Here is a 21041-nt window from a genome sequence, read left to right on the forward strand (position 1 = left end):
GATCCGGGGTGGGGACAGCGATCGGCCTCCACGGTCGCGGCAACGACCGTGGAGGCCGGTCGGCGACGAGTGCGCGTGGCTCGCGCAATCGAGGGGTGCGGGCCGGTCGGCCGGACGTCGACAACGTCACCCGAAGACGGGTCGGCGTCACGGACTCGGCCAGTGACCGCACCCGTACGCTATCGAATCGACGCGTTTCGCGGCAAGGGTTCCACACGGGACTATCCGGAGCTTCGGCGAACTTCAGCTCGGCGCGTCTGACGCCGCGCCACGACCTGAAGTTGTCGATCCTGCCCGGCCGCCGATTGGCCTGCGGCGGGCCGTTTTCGACAAGGTGAACCGCGGATGGCACGCTGTCGGCCGTGAGTTTCGATCTGAGCGTGTGGGCCCTGGCGGACGGGGCGACGCCCGAGGATGTGCGAGCGGCGGTGCAGCGGTGCCGGGAGGGCCGGCACAGCGAGCGCCAACCGGACCCACGGGTGGTGTCCTTCTACCGGGCCATCACCGCCAGCTACCCCGACCGGCCGGCCGGTCCGGGCACCCCCTGGGCGGTCGCACCGTTGCACACGGCTGCCGACCACGTGGAGTTGAACCTGGATCCGGCCTGCCCAGACCAGGTGTTGCTCGACATCGAACGGTTCGCCGGCGAGTGCCGGCTGATGCTCTTCGACGCCCAGGACGGCTCGGTCTACCCGCCACCTGCGGCCCGGCTGCCCGGCTGACCCGGTCCGCCCCACCAACTCGGCCACCCTTCGGCCGAGCCGGCGGCGGAGACCAGCGACGGGCGACGACGAGGGGCCCGGCCAACGGCCGGGCCCCCATCAGTCATGCGCGGACTACATCACTCGTCGCGCAGGTCCGCCGCGCTGGCCGCGGTCGCGCCGATCGAGTCGGCGGCCGAGGTGAGCAGGTCGGCGCCGAGCGCCTGGTCGACGGTGAGGGTCATCAGCGTCTCGCCACCGGCCTCCCGACGGGCCACCTGCATCGCCGCGATGTTGATGCCGGCCTCGCCGAGCAGCGTACCGACGGTGCCGACCACGCCCGGACGGTCGACGTAGCGGAGGAAGAGCAGGATGCCCTCGGCGCCGATCTCCACGTCGAAGCCGTCCACTTCGGTCAGCTTGATGATGTCCCGGGTGCCGGCCTGGGCCACCGTGCCGGAGACCCGGACCGTGCGGCCGTCGGGCAGCGCGCCGCGCACGGTGACCAGCACCGGGTGGTCGACGGTCTCGGCCTGGGTGGTCAGCGACACCTCCACCCCGCGCTGCGCCGCCAGGTGCGGTGCGTTGACGTAGGTCACCTGCTCCTCCACCACCGAGCTGAACAGGCCCTTGGTGGCGGCGAGCTTGAGCACCGAGACGTCGTGGTCGACGATCTCACCGCGCACCTCGACGGTGACGCTGGCGGCGACCCCGCCGGCGACCGCGGTGAAGGCGCGGCCGAGCTTCTCGGCCAGCGGCAGCAGCGGCCGGACGTCCTCGGCGACCACGCCGCCGGCCTGCACGTTGACCGCGTCCGGCACGAACTCGCCCTGCAGGGCCAGCTTCACGCTCTTGGCCACGGCCAGGCCGGCCTTGTCCTGTGCCTCGGCCGTGGAGGCGCCCAGGTGCGGGGTGGCCACCACGTTGTCGAAGGCGAACAGCGGCGAGGCGGTGCACGGCTCCTTGGCGTACACGTCCACCCCGGCGCCGCCGACCCGGCCTTCGGCCAGCGCGTTGGCCAGCGCCTGCTCGTCGATCAGCCCGCCGCGGGCGGCGTTGACGATCCGCACGCCCGGCTTGACGATCGACAGTTCCTTCTCGCCGATCAGACCGACGGTCTCCGGGGTCTTCGGCAGGTGGATGGAGATGAAGTCGCTCTCCCGCAGCAGCTCCTCCAGGCCGACCAGGCGTACCCCGAGCTGCGCGGCCCGGGCCGGCTGGATGTACGGGTCGTAGGCGATCAGCCGGGTGCCGAATGCGGCGATCCGCTGCGCGAAGAGGACGCCGATGCGACCGAGGCCGACCACGCCGACGGTCTTGCCCTGAAGCTCCACGCCGGTGTACTTCGACCGCTTCCACTCCCCCGCCTTCAGCGCGGCGCTGGCGCTGGCGGTGTTGCGGGCGACCGCGAGCAGCAGCGCGACGGCCTGCTCAGCGGCGGAGACGATGTTGGACGTGGGGGCGTTGACGACCATGACGCCCCGCGCGGTGGCGGCCGGCACCTCGACGTTGTCCAGTCCCACACCCGCCCGGGCCACGACCTTCAGCCGGGGAGCGGCGGCGATCGCCTCGGCGTCGATCTGGGTGGCGCTGCGGACGATGACGGCATCGGCCTCGGAGAGCGCAGAGAGCAGGGCCGGGCGGTCGGTGCCATCGACGTGCCGGACGTCGAAGTCGTGGGCAAGCACCTCGATGGCGGCTGGAGCGAGTTCTTCGGCGATCAGTACGACAGGATTCATCGGTCCTCGTAGACGTCGTATGCGGTCGGCCGGGCGACGGGACGCCGCGCTGCGCCCTGTGCTTATCCGTGCCATGGCCGTTCGGTGCCGGCTACACACCTACCAGGGATCGTAGGTGGCTCACCGCCGGAGGTGTCCCGGACCGTGGGGTGAGTGCCCTCACAGAGCGTTGTCACCCGACGGCAATCCCCCGTTCACCGGGTTCAACGGCTGGTGGCGCTCCGGTACAAACGAAGATCAGCGCACTCAACGGGGAGGGAGCGCGAGGTGTTACTCACCGTCCGTATCGCGGCGCTGCGTCCACTCACCCGGCACCATCCCCTCCGGTACGGCCGACGGCTGGCCGAGGCCTTGGTCACCCGGTCCCAGCATTCGGCGACAGCGACCACGGAGCGGACGGCCGCCGCCAACGAGGCGGTGGAGCTCTACCGCCGGCTCGACCGCGACCAGCCGGACCGTCACCGCGTCGGACTCGCCCGGGCCCTGGTCGCGCAGGCGGCCGTCCCGGACGACCGGACCCTGTCTTCGACGGTCGCCCTGACCTGCGAGGCGATCGATCATCTCGAGGACGCCGACGACCGGGCGGCGGTGGTCGTCCAGGCGGAGGCCCGATGGCTCGCCGCCGCGTGCCTGCACGCCACCGGCCTGGTACGGGATGCGCTTGTGCTGGCGTACCAGGCCCGGGCGAGCTGGCTGAGGAGTGAACCGTCCGGAGTCGCCGACCGAGTGGCGCTGGTCCGGACACTGATCCTGATCGGGGACTGCCGGGCCGCACTGGGCCGGCCGGAGGAGGCGCTCGCCGCCCATCAGGAGGCGATGGACCGCTACCGGGCAATCCCCCTGCTCAGACAGGGCAGGTGGGCAGCGATCCGGTTTCCGGCGGCGGTTGCGCTGGCGGAGAGCCTGGCGGCGGTCGGGCGGTGGGATGACGCGCTCGCGCTGGCCGAGCAGTTCCACCTCGAACTCGACAACAAGCTGGCGCTGCGCCTCAAGCCGCTGTGGGCCAGGCAGCTGCTCGGCCAACTGCTGCGCGTCATGGCGTCATGCCAGGAAGAGCTCGGCGAGCCGGAGGCGGCCCGCCAAGCGGCGGAGGAGGCGGTCGACCACCAGCGCTGTCTGGCCGAGGCTGCTGCGCCCGGGCACGAGAAGGGGCTGGCCGAGGCGCTGCACACCCTCGGCACACTGTTGGCCGGGGCTGGCCGCCGGGCGGAGGCGGCCGACCGGCTCACCGAAGCGGTGGACGTCGCCCGCGAGGCCGACGATGACGACGACATCCTGTCCCGCGCCCTGCTCAGCCTCGCCGAGGTATCCCTCGCCATGGGCGAACGAACGGCGGCCGAGCCGCTGCTGGCCGAGGTGGTCTCCGTTGGCCGGATGCATGACGAGGAGCTGCCGGAGCGGTGGCGCCCCCGACTGGTCAGCGCGCTGACGCTTACCTGCCGGATGTGGGCGATCGAGCCACTGCCGGCCGAAATGGAGCCGGATGCGGTCGACCGAGGGCTGGCGGCGGGGCGGGAGAGCGTGGAACTGGCCCGGAAACTGGCCAGCGCGGACAAGCGGTACCGCGAGTTGCTGTGCAACAGCCTCGTCCACCTGGAAGACGCGCTCGACCGCGCCGGAGACCCGCTCGGCGGCATCGAGCTGCTCCGCGAGTACGTGGCGATCCGCCGCGATCTGTTCGCCGACGATCCTGAAGACGAGCGCCTGGATCTTGCCGAGGCGCTGGGCGCCCTGGGTGAACGGCTGTACGCCCTCGACCGGCTCGACGAGGCGGCCGACGCCGAGCAGAGCTGTGTTGCGCTGTTGCGCGACGGCGGTACGGAGATCCCGCCCGAGGCGTTGGCGACGGCACTGCGCGAGCTGGCCCAGACGTGGCACCGGCTCGGCCGCACGGCGGAGGCGGAGCGGGTGGCCGCCGAGGCGGCCGTGATCGAGTCAGGCGTCCCGGTCGACTGAACCTGCCCCTCGGCCGTCCAGCAATCCGCACCACGTCGCCACCACGGAGACGGGCGCGGTCCGCACCACCTAGCCACCGGTGGTGAATGGCGCGGCCCGCGACCTGACGCCGGGGAGAGCGTCGGGTCGCGGGCCGCGGTGGCGAACCCGCCGGGCGGGTCCGCTCCGGTCAGGCGGTCTCGGTGATCGGCCGGTCGACCCAGCTCATCATGCCGCGCAGCTTCGCGCCGGTCTCCTCGATCGGGTGCGCCGCGCCCTCGGCCCGCCACTTACTGAAGTTCGGCCGCCCGGCCTCGTCCTCGGCCACCCACTCGCGGGCGAACTCGCCGGACTGGATCTCACCGAGGATCTTGCGCATCTCCTCCTTGACCCGGCTGTCGATGACCCGCGGGCCCCGGGAGAGGTCGCCGTACTCGGCCGTGTCGGAGACGCTGTAGCGCATCCGGGCGATGCCGCCCTCGTACATCAGGTCGACGATGAGCTTCAGCTCGTGCAGGCACTCGAAGTAGGCCACCTCGGGGGCGTAGCCGGCCTCGGTGAGCACCTCGAAACCGGTCTGCACCAGCGCCGCCGCGCCACCGCAGAGCACCGCCTGCTCACCGAAGAGGTCGGTCTCGGTCTCCTCGGTGAAGGTCGTCCGGATCGCGCCGGCCCGGGTGCCCCCGATGCCCTTGGCGTACGACAGCGCCAGCGCGAAGGCCGCTCCGCTGGCGTCCTGCTCGACGGCGACCAGGCAGGGCACGCCCTTGCCGTCGACGTACTGCCGGCGGACCAGGTGGCCGGGGCCCTTCGGCGCGACCATGGCCACGTCCACCTCGGCCGGCGGCTTGATCAGCCCGTACCGGATGTTGAAGCCGTGCCCGAAGAACAGCGCCTTGCCGGGGGCCAGGTTCGGCGCGATCGACTCGGCGTAGATGTGGCGCTGGGCGGTGTCCGGCGCCAGCACCATGATCACGTCGGCCTCGGCCGCCGCCTCGGCCGGGGTGAGCACCCGCAGGCCCTGCTCCTCGGCCTTCGGCCGGCTCTTCGAGCCCTCCGGCAGGCCGATCACCACGTCGACCCCGGAGTCGCGCAGCGACAGCGCGTGGGCGTGGCCCTGGCTGCCGTACCCGATCACGGCGACCTTCTTCGCCTGGATCAGGCTCAGGTCGGCGTTGTCGTCGTAGTACACCTCAACGCTCATGACTTCCCTTTCGTACGGCGGCCGTTTCGGCCCGTCGTTGCTCGTTGGTTCAGGCGGCCGGCACGGGCCGGCCAACAGGTGGATCAGGCGGCCCGGAGGGCCGGGCCGGCGGTGATGGCGCGGGAGCCACGCCCGATCGCCACCAGGCCCGACTGGACCATTTCCTTAATGCCGAAGGGCTCCAGGTCGCGCAGCAGCGCGTCGAGCTTGTCCGGGGTGCCGGTCGCCTCGATGGTGAGGGTGTCGGCGGCCACATCGACCACCCGGGCGCGGAACAGGTTGACCGTCTCCAGGACCTGGGCGCGGGCGCTGCGGTCGGCGCGCACCTTCACCAGCAGCAACTCGCGGGCGACCGAGACGGACGAATCCAGCTCGACGATCTTGAGCACGTTGACCAGCTTGTTGAGCTGCTTGGTGACCTGTTCCAGCGGGGAGGACTCGGCGTTGACCACGATCGTGATCCGCGAGACGTCCGGATTCTCGGTCTCGCCGACGGCGAGACTGTCGATGTTGAAGCCGCGCCGGGAGAACAGCCCGGAGACCCGGGCCAGGACGCCCGGCTTGTTCTCCACCAGGACGCTCAGCGTGTGCATGGTCATTTAGATGTCATCCTCGTCGAAGGCCGGGCGGACGCCGCGGGCGAACATGATCTCGTCGTTACTGGTACCGGCGGCGACCATCGGCCAGACCATGGCGTCCTTGCCGACCACGAAGTCGATGACCACCGGCGCGTCGTTGATGGACATCGCCGCCTCGATGGTCCGGTCCACGTCCTCGGCGGTCTCGCAGCGCAGCCCGACGCAGCCGAGCGCCTCGGCGAGCTTGACGAAGTCCGGGATGCGGTGCTTGTGGGTGCCCAGGTCGGTGTTGGAGTAGCGCTCGCCGTAGAACAAGGTCTGCCACTGGCGCACCATGCCGAGGTTGCCGTTGTTGATCACGGCGATCTTGACCGGGATGCCCTCCAACGCGCAGGTGGCCAACTCCTGGTTGGTCATCTGGAAGCAGCCGTCGCCGTCGATCGCCCAGACCACCGTGTCGGGCTTGCCGACCTTGGCGCCCATCGCCGCCGGCACCGCGTAGCCCATGGTGCCGAGGCCGCCGGAGTTCAGCCAGGTCTGCGGCTTCTCGTACGAGATGAACTGGGAGGCCCACATCTGGTGCTGGCCGACGCCGGCCACATAGATCGCGTCCGACCCGGCGATCTCGCCCAGCCGCTTGATCACGTACTGCGGGGAGAGGGTGCCGTCGGCCGGCTCCTCGTAGCCCAGCGGGTACCGCTCGCGCAGGTCGTCGAGCTGGGCCCACCAGTCGGCGAGATCGATGCCGCGCCCGGCCGCCTGCTCGGCGGTGACCGCCGCGAGCAGTTCGTCGATGACGTGCCGGGCGTCGCCGACAATCGGCACGTCCGCGTGCCGGTTCTTGCCGATCTCGGCCGGGTCGATGTCGGCATGCACCACGGTGGCGTCCGGGGCGAACGAGTCCAGCTTGCCGGTGACCCGGTCGTCGAACCGGGCACCGAGCGCCACGATCAGGTCGGCCTTCTGCAGGCCGTAGACCGCGGCGACGGTGCCGTGCATACCGGGCATGCCCAGGTGCTGCCGGTGCGAGTCGGGGAACGCGCCCAACGCCATCAGCGTGGTCACCACCGGGATGCCGGTCAACTCGGCCAGCCGGCGCAGGCCCTCGGTGGCACCGGCCTTGAGCACGCCGCCGCCGACGTAGAGCACCGGGCGGCGGGCCCCGCTCATCAACCGCGCCGCCTCGCGGATCTGCTTGCCGTGCGGGTGCAGGGTGGGTCGGTAGCCGGGCAGATCCAGGGTGGGTGGCCAGGCGAAGGTGGTCGGCGCCTGGAGGACGTCCTTCGGGATGTCCACCAGGACCGGGCCGGGCCGTCCGGTCGAGGCCAGGTGGAACGCCTCGGCCAGCACCCGCGGGATCTCGCTGGCGTCCTGCACCAGGAAGTTGTGCTTGGTGATCGGCAGCGTGATGCCCTGGATGTCCGCCTCCTGGAAGGCGTCGGTGCCGATCGCGGGACGGGCCACCTGGCCGGTGATCGCCACCAGCGGCACCGAGTCCATATACGCGTCGGCGATCGGGGTGACCAGGTTCGTGGCGCCCGGACCGGAGGTGGCGATGCACACCCCGACCCGGCCGGTGGCCTGGGCGTATCCGGTGGCCGCGTGGCCCGCGCCCTGCTCGTGGCGGACCAGGATGTGCCGGACCGTCGAGTCGTAGAGCGGGTCGTACGCGGGCAGGATCGCGCCACCCGGGATGCCGAAGACGACGTCGACGTCGAGCGCCTCCAGGGAGCGCACGAGCGAGCCGGCGCCCGAGACCTGGGCCGGGGCGGGGCGTACCGCCGGGGCGGCCGGCGTGGCGGCGGCGCGGGTCTGGTCGGCGTCGCCCGCGGCGTCGGCGGCGTTGCGGGCCCGGCGCACGGAGTGGGCGAGGGTCTCTGGCGTGGGTCTCGTCATGGCGGTTGGCCTTCGGCTGGAGTGGGTGGGGCTGCTCACAAGGTGGAACGCGGGCGGAAAGCCGGCATCCGATGGGTTCGACGGCAAGAAAAAGGCCCTCGTGCCAGATGCACGGGGCCAGCGCACTCTCAATCAGGGAGTGCGCTCAGGTAAGTACTCGCAGCGACCGGTACGACGACATGGGCTCAAGACTGACGCATCTCACGCGATGAGTCAACTGATCCCACATTTTGGTTCACGGTTCTCGGCGCGCCGTTCCCGGCACGCCGCCGACACCTGGCGTGACGTGCTCGGGGACGCCCTGACCGGAGAGTGGGACGGGTGACCGGGGCGGGGGCGCGGCCGGGGCCTCCTCCGGTGCCGGGCGGGCCGGCCGGGCGCCCGGCGAGGACGCCGCCTCCAGCATCGCCTCCAGGTGCTCGGCCGGTACGCCCCAGCCGAACAACGCACCCTGACCGAACCGGCAACCGGCGGCCACCACCGCGGCCAACTCGGTGGGCGTGGTGACCCCCTCGGCGATGACCTCCAAGCCGAGCTGATGACCCAGCCGCATGACGATGTCGACCATCGGGGCGAAGGCCGGGCCGTCCCGCCCGACCGGCCGGACCGGCTCGTGCTCGGCCACCAGGCTGTGGTCGATCTTGAGGATGTCGATCGGCAGCCGGCGCAGCTGGCCCAGCGAGGAGTAGCCGGCGCCGAAGTCGTCCAGGGCGATCCGCACGCCGGTCAGCCGCAGCGCGGTCAGCCGCCGGATCAGCTCGTCGAGGTCGGTGGCGACCGCGTGCTCGGTGACCTCCAGCACCAACCGCTGCGGCGGCACGTGGTGGGCGCGCAGCGCCTCGGCCACCTGCACCACGTACTCGGGGGCGTGCAGCTCACGCGGGGAGACGTTGACCGACACCCAGACGTCGTGCCCCTCGGCCAGCCAGCGGGACAGCTGGTGACAGGACTGGTGCAGCACCCATGCGCCGAGCTTCGCGATCATCCCGCACTCCTCGGCGAGGGGGATGAACTCGTCCGGGCGGATGTTGCCCAGCGCGGGGTGGTGCCAGCGGAGCAGCGCCTCCGCGCCGACCGGGCGCACCGACGGCAGCGAGGCCACCGGCTGGAAGACCAACCGCAGCTCGTCGCGTTCGATCGCGCCGCGCAGCTCGTGCTCCAGCGTGGTACGCCGGCGCAGCAGCCGGTCGTACGCGCCGTCGTAGCGCTCGATCCGGTTCTTGCCGCGCTGCTTCGCGTAGCGCAGCGCGAGATCCGCGTGGCGCAGCAACAGCTCGACGTCGGGCTCGCTGGCCCAGCCCGCCAGGCCGATGCTGACCGAGAGGAAGACCGGCCCCTCGGGCTGCTCGTAGGAGCGACCGAGCACGCCCAACAGCCGCTCGGCAACCACCCCCGCCTCGATCGGGCCGCCGTGCATGAGCACCGCGAACTCGTCCCCGCCGAGGCGGGCGGCGAGGTCGCCGGGGCGCAGGTTGCCGCGCAGCCGTTGGCCGACCTCGGCCAGCACCGCGTCGCCGACGTCGTGGCCGCGCATGTCGTTGACGTTCTTGAAGCCGTCGAGGTCGAGGCCGAGCAGGACGCAGGGGGTGCCGGCCTCGGCGTAGCGGTGCAGGGCCTGCAACAGGGCCCGCCGGTTGGCCAGGCCGGTGAGCGCGTCGGTGTGCGCGAGCTGTCGGAAGTGCGCCTCCCGCTCGGCGAGCCGGCGGGCGTAGGCCCGGACCTCGTGCAGGGTGAGGTACTGCCGGGCCACCAGGGCGAAACCCTCGACGCTGCCGGCGACGATGCCCAGCGCGTCGAACCGGCCGTCCTGGAGGAGGTGGTACATCGCCGAGGTGGCCATGGCGACCATCGGGACGAACGCGTACTCGCCGTCGCGACGGATCACGTCGATGGCGACCTGGCCGGGCGGGTCGATCCGGTGGACGGCCACCGCGACGGTCAGCAGACCCGCGGCGAGCACCACCGCAGCGATCGAGGTCGCGCCGGAGCCGGCCTGGCAGAGCCCGGCGGCGACGGCGAGCCCACCGCAGGTCGCCACGGTGATGCCGGCGGCCAGCACGGCGAGGCAGCGCCGGGGCGGTGGGGTGCGGAAGACCATGATCGCGGCGAGGCCGGTGCTCAGGGCCGCGCTGACCGAGGCGAGCAGGATCGCCGGGCAGGCCGTCGGGGTGGCGTCGCCGAGCAGCCGGGTCGGCTCGGAGAACAGCACCCAGCCGACGAACCAGAGCGCCGTGCCGACGATCACGCCGTCCAGGGTGAGCCGGACGGCCGAGCCCGCCGAGCCGGCCACCCCGGGCATCCGGAGCAGGCCGACGCAGAAGAGCAGCCCGCTCACCGCCGTGCCGAGCGCGACCAGCGTCGCCCATCCGGTGCGCTGCGACTGCTCGTGTGCCCAGTGCCCGCCGGCGCTCAGCACGACGGCCACCCCGGCCAGCAGGGTCAGCACGGCGACCGCGCCGGCGACGGCGAGCAGCGCGTACGCCTGGCGGTGCGGGCCGACCCGGTGCCGGGCGGCAGCGGCCAGCAGCACACCGGCCACGACGGCGACCAGCGCGCTCAGCACCGCGGCGCCGATCATGCCCGGGGGTGTGTGCACGCCCCCAACTTTGCCGGATGCGCGCTTGCCGCGGGGACCGGGTGTGCATCTGTTGGGACACGGTGCGCGCACCTGTCCGGTACCGGGTCGCCGGTGCAAGACTGGTACGTATGCCTGAGCTGCGGTCGAAGACCTCCACGCACGGCCGGACGATGGCCGGCGCCCGGGCCCTGTGGCGGGCCACCGGGATGACCGACGACGACTTCGGCAAGCCGATCGTCGCCATCGCGAACAGTTTCACCCAGTTCGTCCCGGGGCACGTACACCTCAAGGACCTCGGCGGCCTGGTCGCCGACGCGGTGGCCGAGGCCGGCGGGGTGGGCCGGGAGTTCAACACCATCGCGGTCGACGACGGCATCGCCATGGGCCACGGCGGCATGCTCTACTCCCTGCCCAGCCGGGAGCTGATCGCCGACGCGGTGGAGTACATGGTCAACGCGCACTGCGCGGACGTGCTGGTCTGCATCTCCAACTGCGACAAGATCACGCCGGGGATGCTGCTGGCCGCGCTGCGGCTGAACATCCCGACCGTGTTCGTCTCCGGCGGCCCGATGGAGGCCGGCAAGACGGTGGCGATCGAGGGGATCGTCCACTCGAAGATCGATCTGATCGACGCGATGATCGCCTCCTCCAACGAGGCGGTCACCGACGACCAGCTCGGCGAGATCGAGCGTTCCGCCTGCCCCACCTGCGGCTCCTGCTCGGGCATGTTCACCGCGAACTCGATGAACTGCCTCACCGAGGCGATCGGGCTGGCGCTGCCGGGCAACGGCTCGACGCTGGCCACCCACGCCGCGCGGCGGTCGCTGTTCGTCGAGGCCGGGCGCACCGCCGTCCAGATCGCCAAGCGGTGGTACGACCACGACGACGCCTCGGTGCTGCCGAGGGTGGTGGCCTCCCGGGCCGCGTTCGAGAACGCCGTCGCGCTGGACGTGGCGATGGGCGGCTCGACCAACACCATCCTGCACCTGCTGGCCGCCGCCCGCGAGGCCGAGCTGGACTTCACCGTCGCCGACATCGACGCGATCTCCCGCCGGGTGCCGTGCCTGGCCAAGGTCGCCCCGAACTCGCCGCAGTACCACATGGAGGACGTGCACCGGGCCGGCGGCATCCCGGCCATCCTCGGCGAACTGGACCGCGCCGGCCTGCTGCACCGGGACGTGCACGCGGTGCACTCCCCCTCGCTGGAACGCTGGCTGGCCGACTGGGACGTGCGCGGCGGGTCGGCCATCCCGGCGGCGGTCGAGCTGTTCCACGCCGCGCCGGGCGGGGTGCGTACCACCGAGCCGTTCTCCACCAGCAACCGCTGGTCGTCGCTGGACACCGACGCCGCCGACGGCTGCATCCGCGACGGTGAGCACGCGTACAGCGCCGACGGCGGGCTGGCCATCCTCGCCGGCAACCTCGCGCCGGACGGCTGCGTGGTGAAGACCGCCGGGGTGCCCGAGGAGTGCCTGACCTTCCGCGGCCCGGCCAAGGTGTACGAGTCGCAGGACGACGCGGTCACCGCGATCCTGGCCAAGGAGGTCGTCGCCGGGGACGTGGTGGTGATCCGCTACGAGGGCCCCAAGGGTGGCCCCGGCATGCAGGAGATGCTCTACCCCACCTCGTTCCTCAAGGGCCGGGGGCTGGGCCGGGCCTGCGCGCTGCTCACCGATGGCCGGTTCTCCGGCGGCACCTCGGGGCTGTCCATCGGGCACGTCTCCCCCGAGGCGGCCTCCGGCGGGCTGATCGCGCTGGTCGAGCCCGGCGACGAGATCGTCATCGACATCCCGAACCGGTCGATCGAGCTGAACGTGCCGGCCGACGTGCTGGACGCCCGCCGGGTCGCGCAGGAGAAGCGGGACCGCCCGTACACCCCGGTCGACCGGCAGCGCCCGGTCTCCGCGGCGCTGCGCGCGTACGCCTCGATGGCCACCTCGGCCAGCGACGGCGCCTACCGCCGCGTGCCCGAGTGAAAGGAAGGGCCAGGCGTACGCCGTCCAGCATGGTCAAAAGCCCGCTGCGGCGTCGTACCGGCGGCGCAGGTCGGCCATTTCCGCGGGGGCCAGCGCCTCCTTGAGCGCCGGCTCCGCGTACTTGGCCGGGAACATCTGCCGGAGCCGGTCGACGAAGATGACGTCCTCGGTCGCCTCGACCACCTGGATGCCCGGAGGCTCGGTGGACATGTCCAGGATCACCGGACCGGCCAGCTTGACCGCCACGTCCCAGGGGCGCTTCTGCTCGGCGACCCCACAGAGGTGGAAGCCGTAGACCGTCCGCACGTCGGCGAACGCGGTGACCTCGGCCGGCTCGTAGCCGTAGACGTGGACCCCGCAGATCACCGCCGGCTTCGTCTCCCCCTCGTCGGCCACCTGCTGGACATTGTGTCCGGCATGGTTGTGCTGCCCCGGGTCCGTCTGTTCGAGCGTGGTACGCATCCGGGTCATGATCTGCCCTTGCAGATCAACCGGCTCCGCCTCCGAGCCGCCCGAGTTGACCAGTACGACCAAACCGGCAGTTACCGCCAGGATCGCCGCCACCCCCAGGTAGCGGTTTCGGTACCACCCCGCGAAGCTTTCCCGGGAAATCATGACTACTTCTCACCTCGTCGCCGGTTCTGATGCGTTGGCAGATCGGATCGGACGCCTCCGGCGTGTCAGTGGCGAACGCGTCGGCCGCAATGGGACACGTACCGGTGGACACGAACGGCGGGGACACCCTGCCCGGGGGATACCTGCCCGTCGTCGTCGAGATGGCCCGACTGTGCGGCCCGCGCCTACCAGGGCGGCGCGCTGCCGGCACTGCGATGCTCCCGTGCTGGCCGTTCCCAGCGCGGTTGCCCCCGCGCTGCGGCGATGTGAACCATTCCAGCACGCCTGGTCTCACTCGGGCAACATCGACGACCCTCGTCACGACCGGTAATTTCCGGAATGCCTCGACACACCAACATCAATGTTGACATTCACAGATGTCGATGCTCTGCTGGTTGTTGGAAGCGCTCCCATCCCCCTGACGTCGAGAACGGAGGATGCACCATGCGTGCACGCAAGTCTGATCAATCCGGCGGGCCATCGCGGTCAGCCGTCCGCCAGCCCGTTCGAGTGCTCGTCGTACTGCTCACGATGCTGGTCGGCGTGCTGCCCTGGAGCGGCGCAGCCCAGGCCCACGGCACCATCATCAACCCGGCATCCCGCGCCTACCAGTGCTGGCAAGCCTGGGGCAACAACCACATGAACCCGGCCATGCAGCAACAGGACCCCATGTGCTGGCGGGCGTTCCAGGCCAACCCCGACACCATGTGGAACTGGATGAGCCAGCTGCGCGACGGCCTCGGGGGGAACTTCCAGGGCCGCACCCCCGACGGACAGCTGTGCAGCAACGGTCTTTCCCGGAACAACAGCCTGAACCAGCCGGGCCAGTGGAGGCGCACCAACATCAGCCGCAACTTCACTGTCCACCTGTACGACCAGGCCAGCCACGGCGCTGACTACTTCCGGGTCTACGTGAGCAAGCAGGGGTTCAACCCGGCCACCCAGCAGCTCGGCTGGGGCAACCTCGACTTCATCACGCAGACCGGCCGCTACGCACCGTCACAGAACATCTCGTTCAACATCTCGACCTCCGGATACACCGGACACCACGTCGTGTTCGTCATCTGGCAGGCATCACACATGGACCAGACCTACATGTGGTGCAGCGACGTGAACTTCGTCTGATCGGAACCGCATCCACAGCAGTGCTCCGGCCCAGGACATCGTCCTGGGCCGGAGACCTCGTACGTGACGCTCTCCGGCGACGGGCCGGGCGGCGGATCAGGATCGGTTGGCCTCCGGGGCGCAGGCGTCCGTCGAGGGCAGCGCGATGCCGCGGGCGTACGCGATGGCGGTCGGGGTGTCGGCGAAGACCAGCCCGTCGCGGCGTAGCTGGTCGGCCACGCCGAGGGTGTCCAGCACCTCACCGTGGCCGGGCACGATGCCCGAGAGCAGCACGGTGATCCCGCGCCCCTGAAGCCGGCGGACGGCGTCGCCGAGGACCTGGGCGCCGGTGGCGTCGATGGTGGAGACCCGGGACATCCGCAGGATGACCACCCGCACGTCAGCGACGTCGGAGAGTCGCAACAGGAAGTTGTGTGCGGCGGCGAAGAAGAGCGGCCCGTCCAGCCGGTAGGCCACGATGTGCTCGGCGAGCAACGCCTGTTCCTCGGCGGTGTGCTCGCTGGAGTCGAGCGGGACCTGTTCCAGCCGGGCGCTGCGGGCCACCGCTCGCAGCGCCACCACGACGGCCACGCCGACGCCCACGGCGACGGCGGTGACCAGGTCCCAGATGACGGTGACGGCGAAGGTGAGGACCAGCACCAGCGCGTCGCCCCGGGTCGCCCGGGCCAGCGCCCACAGCGACGCGGCCTCGACCATCCGTACGGTGGTGGCCAGCAGCACGCCGGCGAGCGCCGCCAGCGGGATGCGGCCGACCAGCGGAGCGGCGGCCAGCACGATCCCGGCGAGGGCCACCGCGTGGGTCAACGCGGCCAGCTTCGACACCGCGCCGGCCCGCACGTTGACGGCGGTACGCGCGATGGCCGCAGTCGCCGGGATGCCGCCGAACAACGGTGACGCCAGGTTGGCCAGCCCCTGCCCGAAGAGTTCCCGATCCGGGTCGTGCCGCTGGCCGACGGTCATCCCGTCGGCGACGGTGGCCGAGAGCAGGCTCTCCAGCGCGGCCAGCGCCGCCACCGCGAGCGCGGCGGGCAGCAGCACGCCCACCGCGCCGAGGTCCAGGAAGTCCAGCGACGGCGCGGGCAGGCCCTGTGGCAGCGCGCCGATTCGGACCAGATCGACCGGTACGAGTTCGGCGAGCAGCGTGGCGGCGGCCACCGCGAACAGCGAGAACGGCAGGCCGGGCCGCCATCGGGCGCCGATCAGCATCACCGCCGCGACGCCGAGGGCCACCGCGAGGGCGGCCGGCCGAGGCTGTACGACGAAGCGGGTGACCGCGTCGGCGGCCACCGCCCAGACCCGCTCGCCGTCCGCATCGGTGACACCGAGCGCGGCTGGCACCTGTTGCAGGGCGATGACCACGGCAATGCCGGCGGTGAAGCCCTCGATCACCGGCACCGGAAGGTACCGCACGTAGCGGCCAAGGCGGGCGAGGGCCAGGGCGACCAGGATCAGCCCGGCCAGCGCGCCGACCATCAGCACGCCGGCCGACCCGAACTGCTGCACGATCGGCACCAGCACCACGGTCATGGCGCCGGTCGGGCCGGAGACCTGGAGGTTCGAGCCGCCGAAGACGGCCGCCACCGCGCCGGCGACCACCGCGGTCACCAGGCCGGCTTCCGCGCCGAGCCCCGAGGTGACGCCGAAGGCGAGCGCCAGCGGCAGCGCCACCACGGCCACGGTGAGCCCGGCGACGAGGTCACGGCGGGGCGCGCGCCGTACCGCCTGCCAGTCGGCGCGGCCCGGCAGCAGGTCGACGAGACGGCGCCCGAGCGTGGCCACGGCCGACCGGGTGGTGCCGGCGAGCGACGCCTGCGTGCCGCTCACCCGTCCCGTCCGCCGGCGCGCAGCTCGTCGAGAAGGGCGTCCCGGTCGGTGAGCACCGCGCCGAGGATTCGCCGCCCGGCGGCCAGCAGGTCGGCGACGTCGGGGGTGCTGAGCGCGTACATCACCAGGGAGCCGTCGCGGTACGAGGTGACCATGCCGGCCCGGCGCAGCACGGCGAGCTGCTGGGAGAGGTTGGACGCCTCGACGTCGATGGCGGCGAGCAGATCGCGCACCGGCTTCGGGCCGTCCTGGAGCAGCTCCAGCACCCGGATGCGGACGGGGTGCCCGAGGGTGCGGAACAGCTCCGCCTTGGCCTGGTACAGCGGCACGGACACGCCGCGTCCCTCCTTACCGCGCCGCCACCCGGCGACGCCCTTGACAACTTTAGCACTTGCAGGATTCTTCAATTCACGAGCCGGCTGATGTTAAGAGGGGCCCCTTCCTATACCGGAGGCGTTAAGAAGGGGCCCTTCCTTTCAGTCGTTCACGCAGCGCAGCACCGGGCGGGCCGTCAGGGCGGCCGGGTCGAGCGGGGCGTCGGAGCGCACGGTGAAGGTCGCCGCCTCGCCCGGCAGCAACGTCACCAGCGCCTCGTCGACCTGGGCGAAGGGGTCGAGGCGGTCCGGGTAGATGGTCAGGTCGCGCAGGATCGTGCGGGCGGTCACGCGTACCCGCTGGCCGCCGTCGAACGGTTCCACCACGGCCACCAGGGCCGGCGGCGGCCACCGCACGTCGCGGTCCTCGGCGAAGAACCACAACGCCCGCCCGGCCCGGTCACCGGCCTCGGCGACCAGCAGCTCGGCTCGGGCCTCGTCGGGCCGGGCCAGCTCCGCCGACAGCGGCAGGGTCACCGTCGCGTACGCGGGCAGGTCCAGCTCCAGGGTGGCCTTCGCCCGGGGCTCCCCGGCCAGGGTGAGCCGGGTGACCGTCACCGACGCCCGCCACGGACGCCCACCGTCGTTGACCGCCACCACTGCCAAGCCACCGTTACCGGCCAAGCCGGCGTCGCGGGGCTGGATGGTGAGGAGTCGGTCGGCGTACGCCCGGCGCAGCGCGTACCAGAGCGGCTTACGCCGGCCGTCGCCGTCGACGGCGGCCCACGAGGTGACCGGCCAGCAGTCGTTGAGCTGCCAGACGATGGTGCCCATGCACACGCCCCGGTGGGAGCGGAAGTGTTCCACCCCGAGCTGGACGGCTCGGGCCTGGTTGAGCTGGGTCAGGTAGTGCCAGTCGTCGAAGTTGCGCGGCTCGGGCAGGTGCGCGTCCAGCCCCCGACGCAGTTTCCGGTCACCGTCGGCGGCCTTCTGGTGGTGCGCCATGCCCGGCGAGTCGTGGGCGAGAGGCTCGTCGGACAACGCCCGGCGCAGGGTCGCGTATGCCGGCGGGGCCTGATAGCCGAACTCGGCCACGAACCGGGGCACGTACTCGCGGTACTTCGGGTAGTCGTCGGTGTTCCACACGTCCCAGATGTGCGTGGTGCCGTACGCCGGGTCGTTGGGGTGGATCTCCTCGTTGCCCGAGTACGGGCTGCCCGGCCAGTACGGGCGGGTCGAATCCAGCTCGGCGACGAGCCGGGGCAGCAGCTCAAGGTAGTAGCCGCGCCCCCAACTGCGCCCGGCCAGCGGTTCCTGCCAGTCCCAGTCGTGCCAACCCCAGATGTTCTCGTTGTTGCCGGTCCACAACACCAGCGACGGGTGGCTGGCCAGCCGGACGATCTGCTCGGCGGCCTCGGCGGCCACCTCGGTGCCGAACGGCTCCTCCTCCGGGTACGCCGCGCAGGCGAAGAGGAAGTCCTGCTGCACCAGCAGGCCACGCTCGTCGGCCAGGTCGTAGAAGTCCGCCGACTCGTACCGGCCGCCGCCCCAGATCCGCAGCAGGTTGACGTTCGCGCCTTCGGCCTGGTCGAAGCGGTGCGCGAGGCGTTCCCGGGTGACCCGGCTGGGAAAGACGTCGTCGGGGATCCAGTTCACCCCGCGGACGAAGACCGGCACCTCGTTGACGTGCAGGGCGAACGGGGCGCCCTGGGCGTCGGGCGTGGTGTCCAGGCGCACCGTGCGGAACCCGATCCGCCGGTGCCACTCGTCGAGGGTGTCGCCGTCGGGCCCGTGCAGGGTCACCGTCAGCTCGTAGCGGGGCTGCCCGCCGTAGCCTCGGGGCCACCACAGCTCGGGTTCGGTGACGGTGAGGGTCAGCTCGGCCGCCCGCTTCCCCGCCGGGATCGTCACCTCGGCGGTCTGCCCGGCCACCTGCGCCCGCACGGCGAGCGGCAGCTCGGCGGCCCGGTCCACCTCGACGTGCACCGCCACCCGCCCGTCGCCGCCGTCCACGGTCACCAGCGGGCGGACCGAGGCGAGTCGGGCAACCGACCACCCGTGCAGGCCGATCTCCTGCCAGATGCCCGCGGTGACCAGCGTGGGGCCCCAGTCCCAGCCGAAGTTGCAGGCCATCTTGCGGATGAACTGGAACGGCTCCGGGTACGAGTTGGGCCGGTCACCGAGCCGGTCCCGGTGTGCCTCGGCGTACCGGTAGGCGGAGTCGAAGCGTACGGCCAGGGTGTTGTCCTCGGCGCGGAGCAGCGACGTGACGTCGAAGCGGTGGCTGCGGTGCATGTTCTCGGTGCGGCCGACCTCGACGCCGTTGAGGGTGATGGTGGCGACCGTGTCCAGCCCGGCGCAGACCAGGTCGAGGCGCTGGTGGTCGCCGGCCGGCCGGTCGAAGGTGTTTTCGTACACCCAGTCGGTGCGGCCGATCCAGGCCAGCGCGGTCTCGTTGTCGTCCAGGTACGGGTCCGGGATCAGCCCGGCCGCGAGCAGGTCGGTGTGCACGCAGCCGGGGACGGTGGCCGGCACCGCCCGGCCGTCGACCTCGGGCGGGGCCTGGCGGCCGGACACCGCCCGCAGGGTCCAGCCGTCGTGCAGCGCCTGCCGGTGCGGACCGGCCCCCCGTGCGTCGCTCAAGACTTCACCGCGCCTTCCATGATTCCGCGGACGATCTGCCGACCGCCGATGACGAGCATGATCAACAGTGGCATGGTGGCCACGAACGCGCCGGCCAGCACCCGCCGGTAGATGACGTAGTTACCGCTGGCCAGGTCGGAGATGGCCACCATCGAGGTGGGGTAGTCGGTGCCGTTCAACGTGATCAGGGGCCACTGGAAGTCGTTCCAGGTGGCCACGAAGGTCAGCAGGCCGAGCACCGCCAGCGCCGGGCGTACCGCCGGCAGCACGATGTTCCAGTAGACCCGCATGGTGGTGGCACCGTCGACCCGGGCCGACTCGACCAGCTCGTCGGGCACCGTGTTGACGATGAACTGTCGCATGTAGAACACGCCGAACGCGGTGACCAGGCCGGGCACGATCACCGCCAGCAGGGTGCCGTTCCAGCCCAGCTTGCCCATCACGATGTAGAGCGCCACCACGCCGAGCTGGTTGGGCACGGTCAGGGTGAGGATCACGAAGAGCAGCAACGCCCGGCTGCCCCGGAAGCGCAGCTTCGCGAAGGCGAACCCGGCCAGCGAGCAGAAGAACAGCACCGAGGCGGTCACCACGGTGGCGACGATGACGCTGTTCACCAGGGAGGCGGCGAAGTAGACGTCCTGGAGGGAGAAGACCTCGTCCAGGTTCACCAGGAACTGGTCGCCTGGGACCACCGCCGGCGGCAACTTCGAGGTCGCCTCGTCGCTGCTGGTCGAGATGACGAACATCCAGTACAGCGGGAAAGCCGCGAACAGGGCGGTCACCGACAGGAACAGGTAGGTCCAGACCCCGGCCGGGGTGTCCTGCGGGGCCCGGCCCAGCAGGACGGCGCGTCGCCGTCCCTCGTGCGGCACCGGCGCGGCTTTCCGGGGTCGCTCCAGCAGGCTCATTTGCGTCCCCCCGACAGACGGTTGGTCAACAGGGTGTTCAGGGCGGCGACCACGAGGATGATGAGGAACAGCGCCCAGGACATCGCGGCGGCGTAGCCGAGGTTGAGGTCCTTCCAGCCCACCTTGTAGATCAGCTGCGCGACGGTCTGCCACTCACCGCCGGCACCGCCCCGGGCGGTCTGCGCGTTGAGGTCGAAGAGCATCGGCTCGGTGAACAGTTGCAGTCCGCCGATGGTGGACAGCACCACGGTGAAGATCACCACCGGGCGGATCATCGGCACGGTGATCCGCCAGAGTTGGCGCCACGGGCCGGCCCCGTCGAGGGCCGACGCCTCGTAGACGTCGCGCGGGATGGACTGCATCGCGGCCAGGTACAGCAGGGCGTTGTAGCCGATCCACTTCCAGTTGACCATGGTGGCGATGGCGATCCAGGAGTGCAGCTTGTCCGCCCGCCAGTCGATCGGGTTCTCGGTACCGATGCCGATCAGGCCGAGTGCCCAGTTGGCCATCCCGAAGTCCCGGGAGAAGAAGACGTTGAAGACCAACGTGGACGCGGTGATCGGGGTGATGTACGGCAGCAGGGCGCTGACCCGCCACCAGCTCTGCGCCCGCAGCCGGCGATTCAGCATCGACGCGATGACCAGCGCGAGCAGCAGCTGCGGGACGGTGGAGAGCAGGAAGATGCCGAAGGTGTTGTAGAGCGCGTTGCCGAAGTCGCCGTCGGTGAACAGTCGACGGAAGTTCTCGGTGCCGGCCCAGCCGGTCAGGTCCGGGTCGTCCAGGCGCCAGTGGCGCAGCGCCACCACCCCGTTGAAGATCATCGGGAAGAGCCCGAAGACGAAGAAGAGCAGGAAGAACGGGGCGATCACCAGGTACGGCATGTACCGCACGTCGAAGCGGTGCAGCCGGTCACGCCAGGTCGACCGCCGGCTCGGGGCGGGCCGGGGACGCCGGGTGGCCGGTTCGGGGGCCGCGCGCGTGGTGGACATCGGGACACTCCAGGGC

At 71.4% G+C, this 21041-nt stretch carries 15 protein-coding genes; 4 read left to right on the forward strand and 11 right to left on the reverse strand.

Features of this window, described 5'->3' with window-relative positions:
- Positions 1–362: 362 nt before the first annotated feature.
- Entirely contained in the window at positions 363–722 is a 360-nt protein-coding gene (locus tag C1I95_RS18625; protein WP_111215095.1) for a hypothetical protein, read from the forward strand.
- A 119-nt stretch (positions 723–841) separates the two neighbouring features.
- Here C1I95_RS18625 and serA read toward each other — a convergent pair whose 3' ends face one another.
- On the reverse strand, positions 842–2440 hold the full coding sequence (gene serA, locus C1I95_RS18630; protein ID WP_111215096.1) for a phosphoglycerate dehydrogenase: 1599 nt from the start codon (positions 2438–2440) through the stop codon (positions 842–844).
- A gap of 267 nt (positions 2441–2707) precedes the next feature.
- Here serA and C1I95_RS18635 point away from each other — a divergent pair, with 267 nt between their 5' ends.
- A complete protein-coding gene (locus tag C1I95_RS18635; protein ID WP_111215097.1) occupies positions 2708–4396 on the forward strand; it encodes a tetratricopeptide repeat protein in 1689 nt (562 codons plus the stop codon).
- Positions 4397–4565: 169 nt separating this feature from the next.
- On the opposite strand, the gene ilvC is transcribed toward C1I95_RS18635, so the two are convergent.
- From ilvC to C1I95_RS18655, 4 genes are all read right to left on the reverse strand, one after another.
- Entirely contained in the window at positions 4566–5579 is a 1014-nt protein-coding gene (gene ilvC / locus C1I95_RS18640) for a ketol-acid reductoisomerase (protein WP_111215098.1), read from the reverse strand.
- 83 nt (positions 5580–5662) lie between these two features.
- Positions 5663–6178, reverse strand: coding sequence for an acetolactate synthase small subunit (gene ilvN, locus C1I95_RS18645; RefSeq protein ID WP_111215099.1), 516 nt, complete (start codon positions 6176–6178; stop codon positions 5663–5665).
- Positions 6179–8053, reverse strand: a complete 1875-nt coding sequence (locus C1I95_RS18650; protein ID WP_111215100.1) for an acetolactate synthase large subunit — start codon at positions 8051–8053, stop codon at positions 6179–6181. It abuts the gene before it with no gap.
- A 235-nt stretch (positions 8054–8288) separates the two neighbouring features.
- A complete protein-coding gene (locus tag C1I95_RS18655; RefSeq protein WP_111215101.1) occupies positions 8289–10649 on the reverse strand; it encodes a putative bifunctional diguanylate cyclase/phosphodiesterase in 2361 nt (786 codons plus the stop codon).
- A 110-nt stretch (positions 10650–10759) separates the two neighbouring features.
- Here C1I95_RS18655 and ilvD point away from each other — a divergent pair, with 110 nt between their 5' ends.
- Positions 10760–12607: a dihydroxy-acid dehydratase gene (gene ilvD, locus C1I95_RS18660; RefSeq protein WP_111215102.1), complete on the forward strand. Its 1848-nt coding sequence runs from the start codon at positions 10760–10762 to the stop codon at positions 12605–12607.
- Between the two features lie 33 nt (positions 12608–12640).
- Here ilvD and C1I95_RS18665 read toward each other — a convergent pair whose 3' ends face one another.
- Positions 12641–13222, reverse strand: coding sequence for a hypothetical protein (locus C1I95_RS18665; protein ID WP_111215103.1), 582 nt, complete (start codon positions 13220–13222; stop codon positions 12641–12643).
- Positions 13223–13732: 510 nt separating this feature from the next.
- On the opposite strand from C1I95_RS18665, the gene C1I95_RS18670 reads away from it, so the two are divergent.
- Positions 13733–14347 (forward strand): lytic polysaccharide monooxygenase auxiliary activity family 9 protein, encoded by a 615-nt coding sequence (locus C1I95_RS18670; RefSeq protein WP_233513742.1) that lies wholly within the window; start codon positions 13733–13735, stop codon positions 14345–14347.
- Positions 14348–14443: 96 nt separating this feature from the next.
- Here C1I95_RS18670 and C1I95_RS18675 read toward each other — a convergent pair whose 3' ends face one another.
- The 5 genes from C1I95_RS18675 to C1I95_RS18695 all read right to left on the reverse strand — a co-directional run bounded on the left by C1I95_RS18675 (position 14444) and on the right by C1I95_RS18695 (position 21025).
- The gene (locus tag C1I95_RS18675; RefSeq protein WP_111215109.1) at positions 14444–16126 is read right to left on the reverse strand and encodes a SulP family inorganic anion transporter; all 1683 of its coding nucleotides are present in this window, start codon (positions 16124–16126) and stop codon (positions 14444–14446) included.
- A gap of 41 nt (positions 16127–16167) precedes the next feature.
- Positions 16168–16506 carry an ArsR/SmtB family transcription factor gene (locus C1I95_RS18680; RefSeq protein WP_111215105.1) on the reverse strand — a complete coding sequence of 113 codons (339 nt, stop codon included), beginning with the start codon at positions 16504–16506 and terminating at the stop codon, positions 16168–16170.
- Positions 16507–16647: 141 nt separating this feature from the next.
- A complete protein-coding gene (locus tag C1I95_RS18685) occupies positions 16648–19128 on the reverse strand; it encodes a glycoside hydrolase family 2 protein (RefSeq protein ID WP_111215106.1) in 2481 nt (826 codons plus the stop codon).
- Positions 19125–20036, reverse strand: coding sequence for a carbohydrate ABC transporter permease (locus C1I95_RS18690; protein WP_111215107.1), 912 nt, complete (start codon positions 20034–20036; stop codon positions 19125–19127). Before C1I95_RS18690 ends, C1I95_RS18685 begins: the two co-directional genes overlap by 4 nt.
- The gene (locus C1I95_RS18695) at positions 20033–21025 is read right to left on the reverse strand and encodes a carbohydrate ABC transporter permease (RefSeq protein WP_111215108.1); all 993 of its coding nucleotides are present in this window, start codon (positions 21023–21025) and stop codon (positions 20033–20035) included. Before C1I95_RS18695 ends, C1I95_RS18690 begins: the two co-directional genes overlap by 4 nt.
- Between the last annotated feature and the right edge of the window lie 16 nt (positions 21026–21041).

It is taken from the genome of Micromonospora craterilacus (assembly GCF_003236315.1).
GTDB classification, from domain to species: Bacteria; Actinomycetota; Actinomycetes; order Mycobacteriales; family Micromonosporaceae; genus Micromonospora; species Micromonospora craterilacus.

What these genes read in the sequence shown, in the direction of transcription:
- C1I95_RS18690 (WP_111215107.1), bottom strand. Translation starts at nt 20,036, where the DNA reads ATGAGCCTGCTGGAGCGACCCCGGAAAGCCGCGCCGGTGCCGCACGAG.
- ilvC (WP_111215098.1), bottom strand. Translation starts at nt 5,579, where the DNA reads ATGAGCGTTGAGGTGTACTACGACGACAACGCCGACCTGAGCCTGATC.
- C1I95_RS18650 (WP_111215100.1), bottom strand. Translation starts at nt 8,053, where the DNA reads ATGACGAGACCCACGCCAGAGACCCTCGCCCACTCCGTGCGCCGGGCC.
- ilvN (WP_111215099.1), bottom strand. Translation starts at nt 6,178, where the DNA reads ATGACCATGCACACGCTGAGCGTCCTGGTGGAGAACAAGCCGGGCGTC.
- C1I95_RS18695 (WP_111215108.1), bottom strand. Translation starts at nt 21,025, where the DNA reads ATGTCCACCACGCGCGCGGCCCCCGAACCGGCCACCCGGCGTCCCCGG.
- ilvD (WP_111215102.1), top strand. Translation starts at nt 10,760, where the DNA reads ATGCCTGAGCTGCGGTCGAAGACCTCCACGCACGGCCGGACGATGGCC.
- serA (WP_111215096.1), bottom strand. Translation starts at nt 2,440, where the DNA reads ATGAATCCTGTCGTACTGATCGCCGAAGAACTCGCTCCAGCCGCCATC.
- C1I95_RS18665 (WP_111215103.1), bottom strand. Translation starts at nt 13,222, where the DNA reads ATGATTTCCCGGGAAAGCTTCGCGGGGTGGTACCGAAACCGCTACCTG.